The organism is Kitasatospora sp. NPDC059571, from assembly GCF_042735675.1.
In the GTDB taxonomy this organism is placed as follows: Bacteria; Actinomycetota; Actinomycetes; order Streptomycetales; family Streptomycetaceae; genus Kitasatospora.
Genome location: NZ_JBHWBW010000084.1, coordinates 7084 through 22250, shown reverse-complemented (window position 1 = coordinate 22250; position 15167 = coordinate 7084). Strand labels below are relative to the sequence as shown.

Genomic DNA, 15167 nt, shown 5'->3' with positions numbered 1-15167 from the left:
GGCCTCCCCCCCCGCCGCGCGGCGGGGGGGGGGCGCCGGCGCCGCTGTCGGGGGGGGGGGGGGGGGGGGGCCGCGGGGGCGGGGGGGGCCGCCCCCCGCGACCGTACGGTCCGCTGACCGCTCACTGCCGTCGGCGGGTCACTCCTCCCCGGCGAGGGTGAGCCCGCCGAGGCGGACGGCGGCCAGCGCGGTGGCCGCCACGGCGACCACGACCAGCAGCGACACCGCGACGGTGAGCGAGACATCGGCGGCGATCGCCCCCTCCGCGGCGACCGACCGGCCGACCGAGAGGCCCCACTGCTGGATGCTCAGCGTCCGGGCGCCGGGCACGAAGTTGCCGACCAGGCTCTCCCAGACCAGCGCGTAGCCGAGGCCGGCCACCACGGCGTGCCGGGTGACCACGCCGAGCAGCAGGAACAGCGCGCTGTAGGTGGCCCCGGAGACCAGCGCGGCGACCGCGTAGCCGGCGGCGACGCCGTCCCGGGTGCCGACCAGGACCAGTCCGGCCAGGTAGGTGGGGACGGCGGCGAGCAGCGAGGTGGTCACGACCGCGACGGCGAGCTTGGTGGTGATGATCTGCGGCCGCGGCAGCGGCTTGGCCAGCAGGTAGACGATCGAGCCGTCCTCGATCTCGGTGGCGATCACGCCCGTCCCGACCACCAGGGCGAGGATCGGCAGCAGGGTGCCGACCCCGAGGTGCCCGAGCACCGGGGCGGGGAGCAGGTCCGGGGTGCCGGAGACGGCGCGGGCGATCACGGAGATGACCAGCAGCACGGCGGGGACGACCAGCAGCAGGATGCCGCGGCGGCGCCCCAGCAGGCCGCGCACGGTCAGCCTGGCGACGGTCGGGTTCACGGTGGGGCCTTCCTTCGGCGGGGGCAGCGGTGGCGGGTGACGGCGGTGCGCCGGGGCGCGGTGGCGGCCGCGGCGAGCGGCCGGGCCGGGGTCAGGAGGAGACGAGGTAGGAGAAGACGCTCTCCAGCGACTCGTCGGCCGGGGAGACGGTGTACAACCGGATCCCGGCGTCCCGGGCGACCCGCGGCAGCAGCGTGGTGAAGCCCTGGAAGTTCACCGCCTGGATGCGCAGCGCACGCTCCTGGGCGTCGAACTCGATGCCCGAGGTGGAGCCGTCGGCGATCAGCGCGGCGGCGAGCTGCCGGTCGTCGCTGGAGCGGACGAGGTAGCGGTGCGGGCGGTCGGTCATCAGCCGGCGGATCCGGCGGAAGTCGCCCGAGGCGGCGTGCCGGCCGGCCACCACGACCTCGATGTGCCGGGCGAGCTGCTCGACCTCCTCCAGGATGTGCGAGGAGAACAGCACCGTCCGCCCCTCGGCGCCGAAGCGGCGCAGCAGTTCCATCAGCTGGAGCCGCTGGCGCGGGTCCATGCCGTTGAACGGCTCGTCGAGCAGCAGCACGGCCGGGTCGTGGACGAGCGCGGAGGCCATCTTGACGCGCTGCTTCATGCCCTTGGAGTAGGTGCCGGTCTTCCGGTCCTGCGCGTACTCCATCTCCACCAGGGCGAGCGCGCGCCTCGCGGCGGCGGCCGGGTCGGCGAGGCCGTGCAGTTCGGCGTTGGCGAGGACGAACTCCCAGCCGGTCAGGTAGTCGTACATCGACTCCCGCTCGGGGACGAGCCCGATCGCCCGGTAGACGTCCTGGTTGCGCCAGATCGGCACGCCGTCGAGGGCGACCTCGCCGGCGGACGGCGGCAGGAACCCGCTCATCATGTGGATGAGGGTGGACTTGCCGGCGCCGTTCGGCCCGAGCAGCCCGGTGACACCGGGGCCGATCTGCATCGAGACGTCGTTCACGGCGACCACGTTGCCGAACCAGCGGGACACCCTGTCGATGGTGATGACGGCCATGTCGCGCCCTCAGATCTTCCGGTAGCGGCGGTCGGTGAACCAGTAGCAGGCGGCGGTCAGCAACAGGAACTCGGCCCAGAAGGCCAGCAGGCCGAGCGCGCCCGGCGCGTGGATCACCGAGGCGTCGGTGACCAGGCCGAACATCTGGTTGACGATGCCGTCGACCAGCATGGTCGGGGAGAGCATGGCGGCCCAGCCCGACGACGAGCCCGGGTCGCCCGCGAGGCCGGACACGATGCCCGCCACGATGTTGGTGATCACCAGGACGCCCATGACCGCGGCGACGCCGAAGCCGCGGCGCGGGGTCGAGGCGGCGATCAGCAGGCTGATCGCGGCCAGCAGGACGGCGTACAGCACCGCCGCGACCAGGCCGTACAGCAGGTGGACGGTGTGGTGGCCGATGCTCTGCTTGCCGAGGATCGAGCCGAGGTACAGCACCAGCAGCGGCACGACCATGACGATCAGCAGGGCGCTCGCCATCGCCGCGAACTTGGCCCGGACGTAGTCGGCGCGGGTGATCGGCCGGGAGAAGTACAGCGGCACGGTCTGGTGGCGCAGGTCGCGGGAGAGCATGACCGGCGCCTGGGACGCGACGAAGATCCAGGTCATCAGGCCGATGGCACGGAGGTACTGCGGATAGTCCACCAGCGGCTCGGTGCGGCCCGCGACGATCTGGACGGCGACCACCACCACGGCGATCAGCGCCGGCAGCGCGAACATCGCCATCGGCAGCACCTTGGACCGGCCGGAGCGGCCGAGCCCGAAGGCACCGCGCAGGCCCTGCTCGTACAGCGAGCGGGTGGCGTAGCCGCGGCCGAGCCGAGGGCCCTGGTAGCGGCGGTAGCCGATGTTGTGGATGACCCCGCCGTCGGCGGAGGGGATGTCAGGAGAGTGCGGCATCGGCGGGGCCTCCCATCGGCTCGGCGGGCTGGTGCTCGGCGGACTGCCGATCGCCGGACTGCTGCTCGACGGCGGGTGCGCCGAACAGCTCGGCGACCCGGTGGCGGCGCTGCTCCAGGCGGACCAGGCCGAGACCGAGGCCGGCGACGGTGTCGCGGACGGTGTCGTAGGTGTCGTCGCCGGCGATCTCGACCAGCAGCAGGCTGGGGCCGTCGGCGCGGACCGCCACGCCGGCCGCGGCGAGCCGGTCGCGGACGGCGCCGGCCGGATCCGGCACGGCGTCCTCCGGGTGGTCGGAGACCTCGACCGCGAGGACCCGGGTGGCCTCGGTGAACGACGCGGTGGACGACGAGCGCAGCAGCCTGCCGCCGTCGATCACCACCAGGTGGTCGCAGGTGCGCTCGAGCTCGCCGAGCAGGTGGGTGGTGACCAGCACCGAGATGCCGAAGTCGGTGTACACGCGGCGGATCAGCGCCAGCATGTCGTCCCGGCCGACCGGGTCGAGGCCGTTGGTCGGCTCGTCGAGCAGCACCAGCTCCGGGTCGTGCACCAGCGCCTGGGCGAGCTTCACCCGCTGCTTCATGCCGGTCGAGTAGCCGCCCATCGGGCGGTAGCGCTCCTCGTAGAGGCCGACGTGGCGCAGCACGTCCGCGGTCCGCTCGCGGGCGGCGGCGGCCGGGAGCCCCGACATCCGGGCCATGTGGACCACGAACTCGGTCGCGGACACGTCGGGCGGCAGGCAGTCGTGCTCGGGCATGTAGCCGACCCGCTCGCGGATCGCCGCGCCCTCGGTCGCGACGTCCAGGCCGAGCACCCGGGCCGTACCGGACGTGGCCGGGGAGAGCCCGAGCAGGATCTTGATCAGAGTGGACTTGCCCGCACCGTTGGCACCGACCAGGCCGACCACCCCGGGCTGCACCTCGACGGTGAGCCGGTCCAGGGCGGTGACCCGGGGGAACCTCATGGTGAGGTCGTCCGTTGCGATGACAGTGGACACGGTCATCAACGTAGCGGTGCGCCGTCCGCAGCGGAATGAGCTGCGATGACGAGCGCGGCCTGATCCTCCGGGATGATCCCGGTGCCCCCGTCCCCTAGGGGTCGGGGGCACCGGCGGGGCAGATCACTGCAGCAGCTGCACCTGCAGGAGGGTCACCTGGCGGAAGGCCTGGGGTGCCACGCCCTTCGGGTTGGTCATCAGAACGACCCCGGCGACGTCGCCCGAGACCAGCTGGGCCAGCCGCACGGTGGGGGTGCCGCCGGCCTGCTCCTTCGACTGCTGGAGCCTGCTGGTCCCCTGGGCCTTCATCAGGTCCTGGTCGAGGGTGAAGTCGTCCGGCTCCATCCCCGGGAGGTCCTTGGACGCCCCCGAGGTCAGCTGGGTGTAGAGGCCGGACGTCTCGGCCGGCGAGCCGGTCCGGAACAGCCAGATCTCGGTCCGCGTGCCGTCCGCCGCCGTCCACACCCGCCGGACGGCGGTCCGGCAGCCGAACTCCGACATCTCGGCGGCGACCGCGGCATCGGCGGCGCGGCTGCCCGCGAAGTCGGTGCAGGCCGCCCACTGCGCGCCCTGACCCGCCGGACCGGACGCGGCGGCGGCCGAGGCGGTGCGGCCGGACGCGGACGGGCTCGCCGGGGCAGAGGGAGTCGCCGACGGCTGCTCGGGCACCGCGCCATTGGGCAGCGGCAGCACCAGTGCGCGCAGGTCGGCGTAGTGCCGGCCGTTCGCGGCGGACTCCGCCGGGGAGGGCCGGCCCGAGGGCAGCGGCGGCAGTTCCAGCTTCGGGAAGGCGTAGCGGCCGTCGTTCGGGGTGGCCAGGCCGGGCAGGTCGGTGCGGTCCGGCGCGGTGACGGCCAGCGCCGCCCCCGTGCCGGTGAGCGCCAGGACCAGGACGGCCGCGCCCCAGCGCAGCAGCGCACCGCGGCGGCCCTTCGCCTGATCGGCAGCGGCCCGCTCCAGCACCGAGCGGTCCGCCCAGGCACCGAGCGGGTCGGCCTCGGGGGCGGTCCGCTCCGGGGCGGCCTCTTCCGGGGCGGCGGGGGTCACGGTCCCGGGGGCGGCGGACGCGGGACCGGCGGACGCAGCGGCCGTCCGGTCGGCGGATTCGGTGGTCTCGGTCATGCGGACGCTCCGGGGAGGGCCAGGCGGTCGAGCTGCTTGGCGAAGAGGGAGACGAGTCGGTCCTTCGGCAGCGGGGCCACGCCCTCCACCTGGAACACGACGCGCAGGTCGCCCAGGGCCGCCGAGCAATCCAGGCTGTCGATCTGGGCGCCCGGTTCGAGGTACGGGAGGAAGCAGTGCGCCTCGGTGTGGCCGGGGACCGACGGACCGATCCGGAACAGTCCGGAGTCGGAGCCGAGCGCGGTCATCCACGCCTCGTTCGCCCGCACGGCGTCCTGGTGCTGGTACTGGAGCAGCCAGACGGTCGCCGTCACCTCGTCGTCCGACGAGGCCAGGGTGCGGACGCTGCCGCCCCTGAGCGGGGTGTTCGGCCACTCCTTGCGCAGGGCGTCCTGCAGCTTGGTCGGGAGGCCGCGGATCTCGTCCTCCATCCAGGACTTGCGCTGCTCCTCGGTCAGCTCGGTGTCGTTGCCGTACGCGCCGGCGTCCGGGCCGAGCCGGTAGCCGTCCGGGACGGGCAGCAGCATGGCGCGCAGCGAACCGACGTGCGTGCCGTTGGACTTGGCGCTGAACGACGGGCTGGGCGAGGCGCCGGGCGCCGTGCCGGACGGTGCCGGGGCGGCCACGGCCGGCGCGTCGTCGTAGTGGACCTTGAGGATGCCGACGCCGATGACGACGCCGGCCAGCGCGGCGGCCACCACGGAGGCGGCCGCGCGCACGGCGAAGGACACCCGCCGCGGAGCGGCAGCCGTGGCCGCGGGCGCCGGGGCCACGGGTGCCTCGACCGGGGAAGGGGCAGCCGGGACGGCCTCGGAGCGGGGAGCGGGAACGTCCGTCGGGGCCGCCGACGGGTCCGTGCCCGGCCCGGGCGGGTTCACTGCGGTGTCGCTCACTTCAGCCTCTCCCACTGCCGCGTCGCCAGGTCCTTGAGCTCGTTCGCATCGACCGGGTTGGGCGAGTAGATGTAGATCCGCATGACGACCGTGCCGCGCCGGGCGGTCGCCTGGCCGTAGTAGAACGTCTCGGTGCTGTCGTCGTAGTGCTCCTGCCGGTGCGGCGCGGAGTAGTAGCCGTTCGCCGTCCCGGGGATGGCGCCGCCCTCCTCCGGGAACTTGATCGTCCACGCGGTGACCCCGGCGTTGATGCCACTGTCGGCGAACTGCATCAGCTCGATCCGGTAGTGGGTGTCGCCCCGGCTGAATGCCAGGAACGCGTCGCGGCGGAAGTCGGCCGCCATCAGGGAGCGGAACTCGCGGGCGGAGTCGCCGAAGGACATCGCCTTGGACCCGGCGGTCAGCCAGCCCGCCGCGTTGCCCTCGCCGTAGTTGTCCCAGTCCTGGGTGCCGGCCGGACGGTCGATCAGCAGCTTGCGCAGGTCGCCGTCGATGTTGAGCGGCTTGGGCTCCAGGGCGGCGGCGTCCTTCGCGTCGAGCCGCGCCTGCGGGTACGCCAGCGGGCCGGTGCCGAGCGGCGGCAGCGGCGTCGGCGGGCGGCCCGCCTGGACGGCGTACCCGATGCCGGCGCCGAGCACCGGTCCGAGCAGCAGCGCGGCCAGCAGCAGCCGGGCCGTCCGCGGCCCGCGCACGCGCGGCCCGGTCTCGGTCTCGGTCTCGGTCTCGGTCTCAACTACGGCTGCTACTGCGGCCGGTGCCGGGGTTTCGGGAGCCTCGGAGGCCTCTGACGTTTCGGGGGTCACGGGGGTCACAGGGTGCTCCAGGTCCGCGGGGGAGGGGGCCGGCCCGGTCGCCGGCTGCGGCTCAGCCACCGGTCGCCAGCCTCTCGCGCTGACGCTTCATCGCGTCGACCAGCAGCGCCTTGTCCGGCGTGCCCTTCACGTAGACCTTGACCTCGTACTCGATGTCGCCGGAGAACGAGACACCGATCATCTCGCCGGTCCAGGCCTCCTGCTCGGGCTTGATCATGACGCCCTGGGCATTGCCGTCGCCGTCGATGTCGAAGGAGTCCCCCGACTTGAACTTGAGGCCGTCGGCGAACTCCTTGGCCATCGACCGGCCGGAGAAGCGCAGGATCCGGACGTAGACCTCCTGGCTGCCGTCGGCCGTGCGGTACCGCCGCTCGGCGGCGTCGTTCCGGTAGCCGTACGACTTCAGGATGTCCGGCATCTCGTCGGAGTTGCTGAACTGCTCCGAGACCTCCTTGGTGCTCAGCGAGGTCCCGTCGGCGGAGCCGTAGGACTCGGCGCCGGCCGGGAGCGGCAGCAGGAAGTAGCGGATGTCGCCGCCGTGCGTACCGCCGGAGACGGTGCCGTGCACGGTGCTGCTCGGAGTCGGAGCGGGTGCCGCGGAGCTGGCCGCGGGTGACGCGGACGCCGGGGCGGACGCGCTCGGGGAGGCGGACGGCGAGGCGGCCGCCGACGGTGCGGCGGCGGCCACCGGGGCGGTGCGGTCGGGCCGGCCGACCGCCACGGTCACCGCGGCACTGGCCGCGGTGACCGCGAGCAGACCGGTGGCGGCCAGGGCGACGGTCATGGCACGCGGCATCCGGCGGACCCGGGCGGGCGCGATGCTCTCGGTGGTCTCGGTGGCCTGGACCGGATCGGTCGCCTCGGTGGGCACGGCGGTGCCGACCGGATCCGCGGCGGCGGGTGCCGGCGGTTCGAGGGCGGCCGGTGCGGGCGCCGGCTCGGGTACGGCCGGCGGCGCGTTGTCGGGCGCGGACAAGGAACTCCCCCCAATGACATGGCAGACGGATGCCACGCACGGGGCGGGAACGGCACCCCCATCTGCCGCCATCCGACCAGGTCACCGCACGGGCGAGAGAATTATGAGAGCGAACGGTCTCGGCCAACAACAGAGTTGTTCAAGACAATCTGCCCGAGGTGCCGCTATGTCGGACACGTCGTGACCCAACCGCAACGACCGCCCGTCAGTTCTCCCGGCCGTCCCCCGTCTCGGGCCCTCCCGCCGGGCCCTCCTTGGCCAGGCCGACGGGGCCCGCACCCTCTGCGGCAGGACCGTCGGCGTCCTGACCGCCCGTCGGTTCGGCGGTAGTCCGGCCCGCCGGCTCGGCTCCGGGACCGGCGGTCGGCGCGGCGGCCTGCGGCCAGCCGGTGACGCCGGCGGCGGCGGCGAGGCTCACGTCCAGGCTCTCGCGGCGGATCCGGCGGTCGATGTAGAGCAGCGCGTTGGTCACCGGGGTCAGCGGGGCGGTGAGCGCGGCACCGACGAACACGCCCACGGCCGACAGCACCACGGCGGCGATCACCGCACCCGGGCTGAGCTCGGGCGCGGCACCGGGCTCCTGGCTGCTGGGCAGGCCCGCGGTCAGCACGAACATCCCCGCCATCACGAACGGCATGACCACGAACTGGCCCACCGTCGAGCCCACCAGGTTGACCAGGTACGGGATGCCGAGGCTGCGCCACCAGGCGCTGGCGCCCTCGTTCAGCTTCCAGGCGCGGCGGAGCGCCGTCCGCTGCGAGGCGCCCTCCAGGACCAGGACCGGGACGTCCAGCACCAGCCTGACCCCGACGTAGAGCCCGGCCAGCCAGCCCGGGACCACCAGCAGCAGGCCCAGTGCGGTCGCCGGACCGCCGTGGGTCAGCACGGCGAGCAGCACCATCGGCAGGCAGGACACCAGCATGACGGCGAACGGGATCGCCCCGACCAGCAGTTGGGAGACCAGCACCCGGCCGAGCACCGGCCGCGCCTCCGACCAGGCCTGGCGCGCCGTCAGTCGGCGGCCGACCACCGCGTGGCGGACCACCACGGTGGCGGTCGCGGTGGCGACGGCGCTCATCACGAGCAGGCAGAGCAGCAGCAGGAGCAGGCTGCCGCCCGCCACCGCGAACACCGAGGCGAGCTCGGCGCCGGTCGGGTCGCGGTGCTCCCGCACGGCGTCGAACACGCCGCTCAGCGTGGCGGCGGCCACGCCGGCGCAGCCGCCGGCCACCACCAGGCTGCCCAGTGCGGACCAGAGCAGTGGGAGGTAGAGGGCCGCGGCGTAGCGCTGGAGGGTCGCGAAGACACCGGAGAAGACGTCGCCGACGGCGAGGGGCTTCAGCGGCACGACGCCCGGCTTCGGCACATAGGCCTGGTAGCCCCAGCCGTACGGGCCGGCACCCGGTCCGGCGCCGTACCCCGGACCGCCGGGCCACCCGCCGGGCGCCCCGCCCGGACCGTACCCGGGTGCCTGCCACTGACCGCCGCTCATCGCGTCCCTCCCCTTCGAACGCCGTGCCGGATGCGGCACGACCACCGAAGCGTAGGAGAGAGCGGGACGGCCCGTCACCGGGGTTGTCCGGGGACGGGCCGTTCGACGCGAAGAACGAGGTCAGCCCAGCTGTGCGAGGCCCTCGGTGGCGATCCGCTCGAACACCGCGAGGTCGCTCGCGAAGATCGAGTCCGGGACCGGCCAGTGGATCACCAGCTCGGTGATCCCGAGGTCGCGGTAGGTGCCCGCCCAGTCGACGAAGGCGTCCAGCGAGTCGAGCGGGCGCTCGGCCGTGGAGCCCTGCAGCAGCACCTTCTCCAGCTCGGCGACGTCCCGCCCGCGGGCCTCGCAGGCGGCGGCGAGCTTCTCCAGCTGTGCGGCGATCACGGCCGGCGCCTGGTTCACCGGGACGTCCGCCGGGCCGCGCGGGTCGCCGTACGTGACCCAGCCCTGGCCGTACTCAGCGGCCAGCCGCAGGCCGCGGGGCCCGGTCGCCGCGACGTAGAACGGCACCCTTGGCCGCTGCACGCAGCCGGGGATGTTCCGGGCCTCGACGGCCGAGTAGAAGGTGCCCTCACGCGTCGTGGAGTCGTTGGTCAGCAGCTCGTCCAGCAGCGCCAGGAACTCGGCGAACCGGTCGGCCCGCTCCTTCGGCGACCACGGCTCCTGCCCCATCGCCGTCGCGTCGAAGCCGACCCCGCCGGCCCCGATCCCGACCGTGAGGCGCCCGTCCGAGACGTCGTCCACGGACAGCAGGTCCTTGGCCAGCGTCACCGGGTGGCGGAAGTTCGGCGAGGTCACCAGCGTCCCCAGCCGGATCCGCTCGGTCGCCGCGGCCGCCGCCGTCAGTGTCGGGACCGCCCCGTACCACGGCTCGTCCCGGAAGGACCGCCACGACAGGTGGTCATAGGTGTACGCGGCATGGAACCCGAGGTCCTCGGCCCGCCGCCAGATCTTCTGACCCTCGCCCCACCGGTGGATGGGAAGGATCACGGTGCTCAGACGCATGCCCTCGACCCTACGTCGCCGAGCAGGCCGCGAGGGCCTCGGCCGAGCTCGTCGAGCGGGCGGGCCCGCACGGCCACGCGGACGCGATCGATGCGACCGTCGCCGAAATGGCGCTCCGCCGGCCGGGTCCGGTGGCCATGCTCACCTCGGGCCGCGGGCCCGGGTGCCGCCACCCCCTCAGCCGCAGGCGTAGGCCGGTCCGCCGTCCGCGCCCAGGACTCGGCCGGGCGATCGAGGGGCACACTGACCGGTATGCCGTTGTCGCTGCACCACATCGTCATCGACGCCCACGACCTGCCGGCCCTGGCACGGTTCTGGGCCGAGGTGCTGGGTTGGCGGGTCCTGTCCGAGCGGGAGCGCGAGGTGGTGATCGGGCCGGACCCGACCGCGCCGGTGGGCATCTGCTTCATGCCGGTGACCGACCGCAAGGTCGTCAAGAACCGCCTGCACCTCGATCTGACGTCCGGCGCGGAGGACCGGGAGGCCGAGATCGAGCGCATCCTCGCGCTCGGCGCCCGCAGGGTGGATGTCGGGCAGAGCGGCAAGGAGTCATGGACCGTGCTGGCCGATCCCGAGGGGAACGAGTTCTGCGTGGTCCGCCCGAAGCAGACCCTCGTCGGCTAGCGGCACCCGACGATGCGCCGCCCGGCGGGCGGTGTGCCGTGGCCGTGGCGAAAGCCCGCGCGGCAGGCCGGAGTTCACGCTCCGCCGGGCACGCGCCGAAGGCCGGTCGCGTGCCGGTCCGGTGGGGGGAGAAAACGAACGCCACGGGGCCTTTATTCGTACCCGACGGGAAAACTCGGCGCGTTCGCGCCGAGGCTGACCTGCAAACCCTTGCCAGGAAGCGGAATACCCGATAGTCATATGCACCGCTGACGGGGAGCGCCAGAGTCTTCTACACCTCTAAGGATCGACGTGTCCCAGCCCACTTATCAGGCAGGCCCCGAGACCGGTGCACCGTACGGCTACCCGGCCCCGGTCGAGCCGAAGAAGAAGAACGGTTTCGCCGTCGCGTCCCTGATCTTCGGCCTCATCGGCGGCATCCTCTTCGGGCTCGGCTTCGGCATCGCCGGCCTGGTCCGTGCGAAGAAGGCCGGCCGCGGCAAGGTCATGTCCTGGATCGGCATCATCCTGTCGATCCTCTGGATCGCCCCGATCGCCTATTTCGTTCCGCACCTGCTCAAGGCCTCGGACGCCGGCTGCATGTCGGCCAAGCAGACCCTCTCCACCTACGGCGAGGCGAAGCTGAACGCGGACCAGAACGACCCGAACGCGATGAAGGCCGATCTCCAGGCCCTCGCCACCGAGCTGAGCAGCGCGGCTGCCAAGAGCGGCGACGACGCCGCGCGCGCGGCCATCCAGCGCCTGGCCGACGACTTCAAGGAGCTCAACACCGACCTCACCGACGGGAAGGCCGGCAGCGCGGATCTGGAGAGCCGTCTCACCGCCGACGGTTCCAAGGTCGACTCCGCCTGCGGAACGTTCGGCAGCTGACCACTCCGGGAATTGACGGAGCTCTGCTTTCCCCGGCCCCTCCGCGAAAGCGGCGGGGCCGCTGGCAATTCCGCCTCCGGCGGTGGGGGCGGTCCCTGTGGACGGCCGGGCGGACTGTCATATGATCCGGTCGCTTTGATCGCCTGCCCGCCTCCCCCGCAACTCACGGGCACAGCCGGAAGAGAAACGCCATGACCGCTCCCACTGCCGCCCCGCCCGCGCAGCAGCTCCCGCAGGACGTCGTCCACCTGGCCACCGCCGAGGGCCTCGGCACGTTCTGGGAGACGTTCCTGCCCAAGCGGCTCGGTGCGGTGCGGATGACCGGCCTGGTGCTCTTCGCCCTGTTCGGCCTGGCCCTCTTCGTGCTGCCCGGGCTGTTCTTCGTCTGGATGCTCGTCCAGAGCCCGAACCTGAACCGCAAGCAGGCCGCCAAGCGCATCCACCTCTTCGAGCGCGGCCTGATCGTGGCCGACCACACCGGCCCGGTCGGGTGCTTCCGGTGGGACTCGATGGCGGCCCTGCAGCAGATCACCGAGCGGTACGCCAACGGCATCCACGTCGGCACCAGCTACCTCTACACCCTGTACACCCGGGACGGCTCCACGCTGAAGCTGACCAACTTCTACGAGCAGCCGGAGCGCTGGGGCGCCGCCATCCAGCAGGAGATCACCCGGGCCCAGCTGCCCGGCGTGCTGGAGTCCCTGCGGCGCGGTGAGACCGTCCGCTTCGGCGACCTGGCCGTGACGACCGGCGGCATCGCCACGCCGAAGCGCGGCGCGGTGGAGTGGAGCCAGATCCAGGGCCTGGAGGTGAAGAACGGCGTCGTCTTCCTGAAGAAGTCCGGCAAGTTCCTCCCCTGGTCCAACACCCAGGTGGGGCAGATCCCGAACTTCTTCCTCTTCCTGGCCACCGTCGACGCGATCCGCCGCCGCGCCTTCTGACCCTCCCCCACGTACCGCCCCGCCCGCGGCCGGGCGGCCGGCGTCAGCCGGCCTGGGCCGCGGGGACGGGACGGGCGTCCGCCACCGGTCCGGCGGCCGGAGCCTGCCGGAGCGCCGCCGCCACCGCGACCCCGCCGGCCGCCAGCAGCGTGCAGCCGGCCCACACCGCCGTGTAGGCCCCCTCGGAGGGGAGCCCCGGGCGCAGCAGCACGGTGTCCAGGAGGGCGGCGGCCACGGCGCCGGTGGCGGCGCCGGCGAGGGTCTTGAGGGTGTTGTAGACGCCGGTGCCGATGCCGGTCTGGTGGGCGGGCAGCCGGTGCAGCAGGAGGCCGGGCAGCAGGCTGAGCGCGATGCCGGCGCCGAAGCCGGTGAGTGCGCCGGGGACGGCGAAGGCGAGCGCGCTGCCGTGCACGGCGGTGATCGAGGCGTACCCGGCGGTGGCCAGGGCGAAGGCGCCGACCAGTGCCGGGCGGGCACCGAACCGGCGGGCCAGGCGGTCGGCGGCCACCGCGCCGAGGGTCGCGCCGAGGACGGACGGCAGGGTGAGCAGGCCGAGCGTCTGCGAGTCCGCGCCCAGTCCGTATCCGGCCTCCGCCGGGACGGCCGCCTGGAAGGCCAGCGTCGGCGCCTGGGAGCCGTACAGCACGCAGCCGAGCAGGAAGCTCAGCACGAAGACCGGGCCGGTGGTCCGCCCGGCGAGCACCCGCAGGTCGACCATCGGGGTGCCGGTGCGCAGCTCCCGGCGGACGAAGAGGGCCAGCAGGACGGCGGCCGCGGCGAAGCAGCCGGCGGTCAGCGGGCCGCCGGCCCGGCCCGCGCCGCCGAGTCCGCCGAAGAGCACCAGCAGGCCCAGCGACAGCAGAGCGGCGCCCGGCCAGTCCATCCGGCCGTCGGCCCGGGTGGTGGACTCGGGGATCCTGCGGGCGAGGACGAGCAGGGCGAGCGCGGGCAGGGCCACCAGGCCCCACAGGGTGGGCCGGAGCATCCCGGGGTCGGTGGCGAGGGTGCCGGCGGCGACCGCGCCGGCGACCGCGCCGAGGGTGAGCGAGCCGACCAGCAGCCCGATCGCCCGGCCGCCGCGGTCGGCGCCGAGCCGGTCGCGCAGCAGCGCGAACTCCAGCGGCAGCCAGCAGGCGAGGAAGCCGCACAGGCCGCGGCCTGCGAGGAGTCCGCCGAGCGAGGCGGCCTGGGCGGTGACCGCGAAGCCGGCCGTGCAGAGCACCGCGGTGATCCGCAGCAGCCGCCGGTGGCCGTACAGGTCGCCGAGCCGGGAGGTGAGCGGCACGGCCACTCCGGAGACCAGGAACTCCACCCCGGTGACCAGCGCCTGGTCGCCCGCCCCGAGGTGGGCGGAGCCGGCGAGCTGGGGGAGCAGGATGGGGACGGCGCCCTGGAGCATGCCGCTGGCGAACTCGATGAGGATCAGCAGGGGCACGACGAGGCCGTAACCGGGCATGGGCACATCCGTGGGGGGCGTGGGGCGCCGGGCAGCGCGCCTGGTGGCGGACAGGATGGCTAACCTGGGGCCCGAGCGGCCGCATGCGCACGGATCCGCTGTTGCCGCCCCCCGTACGCAAGGATCAGCCATGATCGACGAGCTGGACCTGGCCCTGGTGGACGCGCTGCGGGTGGATCCGCGGGCGCCCTGGTCGCGGCTGGCCGTGCCGCTCGGGGTGGATCCGGCCACGCTGTCGCGGCGCTGGGCGAGGCTCTCGGGGCAGGGGGACGCCTGGGTGTCCTGCTATCCGTCGGCGGAGCGCCTCGGCCACGGGGTGAGCGCGCTGGTCGAGGTGGAGTGCCGGGCGGACGCGGTGGCGTCGGTCGCCGCGGAACTGGCGCAGGACCCGCAGGCGGCGAGCATCGAGGTGGTCAGCGGGCGGGCCGATCTGGTGGTCACGGTCGCCGGGCTGGAGCCGGCGCAGCTGAGCGGGTACGTGCTGGGGCGGCTGGGCACCGTCCCGGGGGTGCTGCGCAGCCGGACGTCGATGGTGGAGCGGATGCTGCGGGAGGGCAGCCGCTGGCGGGACGGTGCGCTGGACGCGGGGCAGCGTGCGGCGATCGGCGGGCCGCCGGCGGCCGTGCCGGGGGCCGGGCCGGGCCGGGACCTGCTGGAGGACCTGCACCTGCTGCACGCGCTCGGGGCGGACGGCCGGATGCCGTACGCGGAGCTGGCGCAGCGCACCGGGCTGCCGGCGACGACGGTGCGGCGGCGGCTGACCGAGCTGCGGGCCTCGGGGCGGCTGGTGCTGCGGTGCGACGCGTCGCCGCGGCTGACCGGGCATCCGCTGGGCACGATGCTGTGGCTGGACGTGCCGGCCGACCGGCTGCCGGCGGCCGCGCGGTGGCTGTGCGAGCAGCCGCAGACCCGGATGTGCGCGGTGACCGTGGGCGAGGCGAACCTGGCGGCGTACCTGCTGACGCACCGGCTCGGTGACGTGCGGCGGCTGGAGGCGGAGCTGGGCCGCCGGTTCCCGGACGCGCGGGTGCGGGAGCGGCAGCTGACGCTGCGGACGGTGAAGCTGGTCGGGCGGCTGCTGGACGACGAGGGGCGGGCGCGCGGCTATGTGCCGATCGACCCGCGCACCCCGCCGCCGCCGCGGCCCGGGGCGGGGGGCCGGGGGGGGCGGCCCGGGGGGGGGGGCGGCGGGGGGGAGGGGGCGGGGGGGGC

Annotated in this window: 15 protein-coding genes; 4 read left to right on the top strand and 11 right to left on the bottom strand. The window is 74.2% G+C overall.

What is annotated here, in order from left to right; translation table 11 throughout:
• Nucleotides 1–138 precede the first annotated feature (138 nt).
• The 10 genes from ACFV0G_RS12895 to ACFV0G_RS12850 all read right to left on the bottom strand — a co-directional run bounded on the left by ACFV0G_RS12895 (nucleotide 139) and on the right by ACFV0G_RS12850 (nucleotide 10064).
• Nucleotides 139–855: an ABC transporter permease gene (locus ACFV0G_RS12895; RefSeq protein ID WP_380545854.1), complete on the bottom strand. Its 717-nt coding sequence runs from the start codon at nucleotides 853–855 to the stop codon at nucleotides 139–141.
• A gap of 91 nt (nucleotides 856–946) precedes the next feature.
• A complete protein-coding gene (locus ACFV0G_RS12890) occupies nucleotides 947–1864 on the bottom strand; it encodes an ABC transporter ATP-binding protein (protein WP_380545852.1) in 918 nt (305 codons plus the stop codon).
• 9 nt (nucleotides 1865–1873) lie between these two features.
• Nucleotides 1874–2764 (bottom strand): ABC transporter permease, encoded by an 891-nt coding sequence (locus ACFV0G_RS12885; RefSeq protein ID WP_380545850.1) that lies wholly within the window; start codon nucleotides 2762–2764, stop codon nucleotides 1874–1876.
• Entirely contained in the window at nucleotides 2748–3767 is a 1020-nt protein-coding gene (locus ACFV0G_RS12880; protein ID WP_380545847.1) for an ABC transporter ATP-binding protein, read from the bottom strand. The genes ACFV0G_RS12885 and ACFV0G_RS12880 overlap by 17 nt, the downstream gene beginning before the upstream one ends.
• A gap of 117 nt (nucleotides 3768–3884) precedes the next feature.
• Entirely contained in the window at nucleotides 3885–4883 is a 999-nt protein-coding gene (locus tag ACFV0G_RS12875; protein WP_380545845.1) for a hypothetical protein, read from the bottom strand.
• Complete coding sequence (locus tag ACFV0G_RS12870) at nucleotides 4880–5776, bottom strand: hypothetical protein (protein WP_380545843.1); 897 nt, start codon at nucleotides 5774–5776, stop codon at nucleotides 4880–4882. Before ACFV0G_RS12870 ends, ACFV0G_RS12875 begins: the two co-directional genes overlap by 4 nt.
• A complete protein-coding gene (locus ACFV0G_RS12865; RefSeq protein WP_380545841.1) occupies nucleotides 5773–6588 on the bottom strand; it encodes a hypothetical protein in 816 nt (271 codons plus the stop codon). Before ACFV0G_RS12865 ends, ACFV0G_RS12870 begins: the two co-directional genes overlap by 4 nt.
• 52 nt (nucleotides 6589–6640) lie before the next feature.
• A complete protein-coding gene (locus ACFV0G_RS12860) occupies nucleotides 6641–7564 on the bottom strand; it encodes a hypothetical protein (protein ID WP_380545839.1) in 924 nt (307 codons plus the stop codon).
• A 205-nt stretch (nucleotides 7565–7769) separates the two neighbouring features.
• Entirely contained in the window at nucleotides 7770–9056 is a 1287-nt protein-coding gene (locus tag ACFV0G_RS12855; protein ID WP_380545837.1) for a hypothetical protein, read from the bottom strand.
• A 120-nt stretch (nucleotides 9057–9176) separates the two neighbouring features.
• Nucleotides 9177–10064: an LLM class flavin-dependent oxidoreductase gene (locus ACFV0G_RS12850; protein ID WP_380545835.1), complete on the bottom strand. Its 888-nt coding sequence runs from the start codon at nucleotides 10062–10064 to the stop codon at nucleotides 9177–9179.
• Nucleotides 10065–10316: 252 nt separating this feature from the next.
• Here ACFV0G_RS12850 and ACFV0G_RS12845 point away from each other — a divergent pair, with 252 nt between their 5' ends.
• The 3 genes from ACFV0G_RS12845 (at nucleotide 10317) to ACFV0G_RS12835 (ending at nucleotide 12499) form a co-directional block, all read left to right on the top strand.
• Nucleotides 10317–10688: a VOC family protein gene (locus ACFV0G_RS12845; RefSeq protein ID WP_380545833.1), complete on the top strand. Its 372-nt coding sequence runs from the start codon at nucleotides 10317–10319 to the stop codon at nucleotides 10686–10688.
• A 291-nt stretch (nucleotides 10689–10979) separates the two neighbouring features.
• Nucleotides 10980–11558, top strand: coding sequence for a hypothetical protein (locus ACFV0G_RS12840; protein ID WP_380545831.1), 579 nt, complete (start codon nucleotides 10980–10982; stop codon nucleotides 11556–11558).
• Between the two features lie 191 nt (nucleotides 11559–11749).
• Nucleotides 11750–12499 carry a DUF6585 family protein gene (locus ACFV0G_RS12835; RefSeq protein ID WP_380545829.1) on the top strand — a complete coding sequence of 250 codons (750 nt, stop codon included), beginning with the start codon at nucleotides 11750–11752 and terminating at the stop codon, nucleotides 12497–12499.
• Between the two features lie 43 nt (nucleotides 12500–12542).
• Here the strand turns inward: ACFV0G_RS12835 and ACFV0G_RS12830 are convergent, their stop codons facing one another.
• Nucleotides 12543–13955 (bottom strand): MFS transporter, encoded by a 1413-nt coding sequence (locus ACFV0G_RS12830; protein ID WP_380545827.1) that lies wholly within the window; start codon nucleotides 13953–13955, stop codon nucleotides 12543–12545.
• A gap of 130 nt (nucleotides 13956–14085) precedes the next feature.
• Here ACFV0G_RS12830 and ACFV0G_RS12825 point away from each other — a divergent pair.
• On the top strand, nucleotides 14086–15167 hold a 1082-nt coding region (locus ACFV0G_RS12825), incomplete at its 3' end, for an Lrp/AsnC family transcriptional regulator (RefSeq protein WP_380545825.1).